The organism is Erwinia sp. AnSW2-5 (genome assembly GCF_045107195.1).
Taxonomy (GTDB): domain Bacteria; phylum Pseudomonadota; class Gammaproteobacteria; order Enterobacterales; family Enterobacteriaceae; genus Erwinia.
Genome location: NZ_JBJGXA010000046.1, coordinates 1 through 4312 on the forward strand (window position 1 = coordinate 1; position 4312 = coordinate 4312).

Sequence of the window (4312 nt, forward strand, 5' to 3'; positions counted from 1 at the left end):
GCGAGTTGCGCTCACGGTGTGGCACAACTTCTTTGATCTCTTCGCGAATGATGTCGTTACATAAGTCGACGCATTCATCGCAGATGTAGACTGACGGGCCGGCAATCAGCTTACGCACTTCATGCTGGCTTTTGCCGCAAAAAGAGCAGTACAGCAGTTTCCCTGAACCGTCTTTGCGCTTATCTGTCATCAGTTAACCTCATGCCTTACTTAATTTACACGTACCAGTCCTTAATATAGCCCATTTCCCGCTGCAATTGGGAGTAAAAGTCCGATGCGCGTCATGTTAACAAGAGAGAATCATGACCACACAGACTCTGGACAAAAAACAATCAGCCCCTTTATTTTCAGGGTTAAATATCATTTAACATGCTGTTTTAAATAACAAAGACCACCTGAAGTTACTGTTGATTTAGCTGGTAATTGGATTATGCTAAACTCTGGTCACTTATGATTATCCGATGGAGTGTAAAGCATGCCTCAAGAGCCAACTAAAGAAGAAAACGGGCAGGAAGAGAAGAATTCATCGCTGGCAGTCAATAAGCTGCTGCAATCACGCTCTATTATCATTTCTGGTGAGATTAATCAGGCGCTTGCTGAGAAAGTGACTGCACAGTTGCTGATCCTGCAAGAAATGGGCGATGAGCCGATCAAACTGTTTATTAACAGCCAGGGTGGCCATGTTGAAGCCGGTGACACCATCCACGACATGATCAAATTTGTGAAGCCGAGAGTGCTGGTTATTGGAACAGGCTGGGTTGCCAGCGCCGGTATCACCATTTTCCTCGCGGCTGACAAAGATGACCGTTACTCGCTGCCAAATACCCGCTTTATGATCCATCAGCCCCTGGGCGGCGTGCGCGGCAAAGTCTCTGATATTGAGATCGAGGCGAAAGAGCTGCTGCGTGCACGTGCACGTATCAACCAGCTGATCAGCAAAGCGACGGGCCAGCCTCTGGAAAAAGTAGAGAAAGACACTGACAGTAACTACTGGATGAGTCCTGAGCAGGCGGTTGATTACGGTATCACTACTCACGTCATCAGCCAGTGGGACGAACTGAAAGCCTAAGCGCTATACCGTCATAAAAAGGCCAAATCTGCGGCCTGATGCCAGTCAGTGTTTTCACTGACTGGCCATTTACTCCTGGCGTCCCCTCCATATCCCTTTATTGCAAACCCACGCCCATAAATGGGTTTAGCGGATATCGCTAATTTTGACATGGTCCATATCATCAAATACCTGATTCTCTCCGACCATTCCCCAGATAAAGGTATAATTTTTGGTTCCGACACCCGCGTGAATCGACCAGCTTGGTGATATCACTGCCTGCTCGTTGTGCACCAATAGATGCCGGGTTTCCTGCGGCTCGCCCATCATATGAAACACCGCCGTTTCTTCATCCATATTGAAGTAGAAATAGACTTCCATGCGCCGATCGTGGGTATGGCAGGGCATGGTGTTCCACAGGTTCCCTTCGGCGAGTTCGGTCAGGCCCATCGTCAGCTGGCAGGTCGTCAATACATCCGGCACCAGATACTTGTTAATGGTGCGAAGATTACTAGTCGCCAGGCTGCCAATCGTCTGCTGCGCAACCTGGTCACGCGTGACAAGGGTGACAGGGTAATGGGTATGTGCCGGTGCGCTGTTGTAATAAAACTTTGCCGGCGTCGCGGCGCTGATACTGCTAAACACAACTTCCCTGGCCCCTTTACCAACGTATAACGCCTCTTTGTTACCCACTTCATAGCAGTCGCCATCAATGGTGATGGTTCCCGCGCCACCGATATTGATCACGCCAAGCTCACGGCGTTCCAGAAAATAGCTTACGCCAAACTGCTTACCGACCTCTGCTGCGAAAGTCACCGTCTCATTGACGGGCATCACGCCACCGATCACGATGCGATCGATATGGCTGTAAGTCATGGTGTAGCTGTCGGCAGTAAAAATCTGCTCAATTAAAAACTCGCGGCGCAGGGCGGCGGTATCCAGCGTTCTGGCGTGATCGCTGTGAATGCTTTGGCGAACTTGCATAGGATGACCTTATTCATGGCGGGCAATGCCGGTTTGCCATTGCCCTGAAGAGTTGGAAGGGATTCAGATATGTTTAACTTTCGTGGCAGCCTGGCTTTCTACCACCGCGACCGGAGAGACCACCGCGGATATGGCTGGTGCGGCAGCGTGGCGTTTCGACCACATCGCCGTAAGGATCGGCACCAGTATTGAAGTGACAATGACAGAAGTCGCCACCAGCGCGGTTGCCGCCGGGGCCATCGGTTTGAAGTGGGGAACCATTTCAGCTATGAGTACTGGGGTCGCCACAGCCGCACCCGCTGAGCTTGATGCAGCAATACCTGCCGTTCCGTTACCGCCGCCAATAAACTTGTCGGCAATCATCAGCGGTATACCGGTAACGATAATCACACTGACACCCAACAGACAGCCCAGCAGACCCGTTTCGAGTATAACGTTAAGGTTGATGGTATTTCCCAACGCAAAGCCGAAAAAGGGAATCAGGGTATGGACGGCCTTGCTGAAGAATTCACGCAGTTCCGGATCAATATTGCCCAGCGCGAAGCCAACCAGGAAAGGCAGTACAGCACCGACGAAAACATGCGGTTCAAAAGAGGCGATACCTGCGGTGCCGAGGATCACCATAGTCATCAGCGGACCAGACTCAACCGACATCAACACGAACGCGCCAGCTTCTTCCTTACTACCGTACTGCTGCATCAGTGAGGCATACAGGCCCCCATTGGTCATATCCATCGCCGCGACCAGTGCCAGCGTAGACATCCCCGCAAAGAATCCCACTTCTACGCCATATTCAGGAATGATACGTGAACCGATCGCCGCCACAATCCAGGCTGTAGCAATTTTGGTCAACACCAGCGTCCCTGATTTGCGTAAAACGGTGCCCGTAGCGTTGACTTTTATCGACGCCCCCATGCAGAGAAACCACACTGCCAGTATTGGCACCGTACCGGACATTAACCCGTTGGTAAATGATCCCAGATATTTCCCTGCATCCGGTGAAAACGTATGGACAATTGCACCAATAAATAAGGGAACCAGCATCATCCCACCGGGGATCTTTTCGATAGCTTGTTTAATTTTCATATTAAACTCATTCAACCTTTAAGTATTCAACGCGAAGCTATTCCGCCGTAATAAACGGATTGTGTTGGAATTAAATTAAAACATTGAATAGCGCTAGTGGATAAAGTCCATATTCACTTTAATCACCGCTTTTTTAATCGCTAATGCATTGCCATGCACAGCACATAAAGGACGATGATATTCACGTGGGAAAAAGACTGCCAGATCGCCCGGTTCAAACTGCAGGAACTGTTCATTGCTGATGGTTTTACAGAAGGTGATATCCTGAGAGGCAGAGTAGTTTGCATCGGGTTCCGCAGAGGCAAGCTTCAGGCCATAACCCAGCCTTTCAGAGCCTTCCAGCAGAATTTGTACATCAAGGTAGCGATAGTGGTATTCAGCCTGCCGGGCCTCTTGCTGTTCGGTCTCGGGGGTTGAGATCAGGACAAATACCTGATCACCTTCAATATTATAGCGTCCGGCATCAGGTTGCTGCTGAACAATATCGAGCGCCCGTGTAATCAGGTTTTTAAGTTGAGAGGAAAGACCCTGTTCCTGAAGATAATCCTGGATACTCGTTGCGATCATTCGGGTTAATTCCATAATGGTTAAAATTTCACGAAAGAGACATTCCTTCGCTACCGATGACACAATATAACTAATCCCCCCCCGTCATAACTGTGATCAAGATCCAAATAACCACCACTACAAAACAATGTTTCCATAAAAATAAAACAACGGTTCATTTATATAGTTCGAATTGCTTTCTTTATGATTATTAATTTACAGGGATGTTAAATATTATAATTCAGCCGTTAAACTGATTTAACTGATATGGGAAAAACAAGGGATCGCCCGGCGATGATATTTTCAGAAGCGGGCAAATTTTGCATAAAAAAAGTCCGTAATCTTCAATGAGATTACGGACTTTTAACAGAAAACAGCGGTGTTCTGGCTTCCCAGACGTTACTCGCCAGATGCCTGCTGAGTTTCTGGTTTACCGTAGATTAGCTTCGGTTCGCTGTCACCTTCAATGACCGGCGCATCCACCACGACTTTCTCGACGTCATCCATCGACGGCAGGTCATACATGGTGTTCAGCAGAGCGCCTTCCACGATAGAACGCAGCCCGCGGGCACCGGTTTTGCGCGACATCGCCTTTTTGGCAATCGCCGTCAACGCATCTTCACGAAACTCCAGCTCCACGCCTTCCAG

5 protein-coding genes and 1 pseudogene are annotated in these 4312 nt (G+C 49.0%); 1 reads left to right on the forward strand and 5 read right to left on the reverse strand.

Annotated elements, in window-relative coordinates; all coding sequences use genetic code 11:
* On the reverse strand, positions 1-190 hold a 190-nt coding region (locus ACFL9S_RS22825), incomplete at its 3' end, for a ClpX C4-type zinc finger protein (RefSeq protein WP_405264162.1).
* Positions 191-475: 285 nt separating this feature from the next.
* Between ACFL9S_RS22825 and ACFL9S_RS22830 the strand changes: the two genes are divergently transcribed.
* Positions 476-1069: an ATP-dependent Clp protease proteolytic subunit gene (locus tag ACFL9S_RS22830; protein WP_405264163.1), complete on the forward strand. Its 594-nt coding sequence runs from the start codon at positions 476-478 to the stop codon at positions 1067-1069.
* Positions 1070-1195: 126 nt separating this feature from the next.
* On the opposite strand, the gene kduI is transcribed toward ACFL9S_RS22830, so the two are convergent.
* From kduI to clpX, 4 genes and pseudogenes are all read right to left on the reverse strand, one after another.
* Positions 1196-2032: a 5-dehydro-4-deoxy-D-glucuronate isomerase gene (gene kduI / locus ACFL9S_RS22835; RefSeq protein ID WP_405264164.1), complete on the reverse strand. Its 837-nt coding sequence runs from the start codon at positions 2030-2032 to the stop codon at positions 1196-1198.
* Between the two features lie 63 nt (positions 2033-2095).
* On the reverse strand, positions 2096-3118 hold the full coding sequence (gene kdgT, locus ACFL9S_RS22840) for a 2-keto-3-deoxygluconate transporter (protein WP_405264165.1): 1023 nt from the start codon (positions 3116-3118) through the stop codon (positions 2096-2098).
* Between the two features lie 93 nt (positions 3119-3211).
* Entirely contained in the window at positions 3212-3685 is a 474-nt protein-coding gene (locus ACFL9S_RS22845) for a YhcH/YjgK/YiaL family protein (RefSeq protein ID WP_405264166.1), read from the reverse strand.
* Positions 3686-4063: 378 nt separating this feature from the next.
* Positions 4064-4312: pseudogene (gene clpX / locus ACFL9S_RS22850) on the reverse strand (ATP-dependent Clp protease ATP-binding subunit ClpX); the annotation flags it as partial.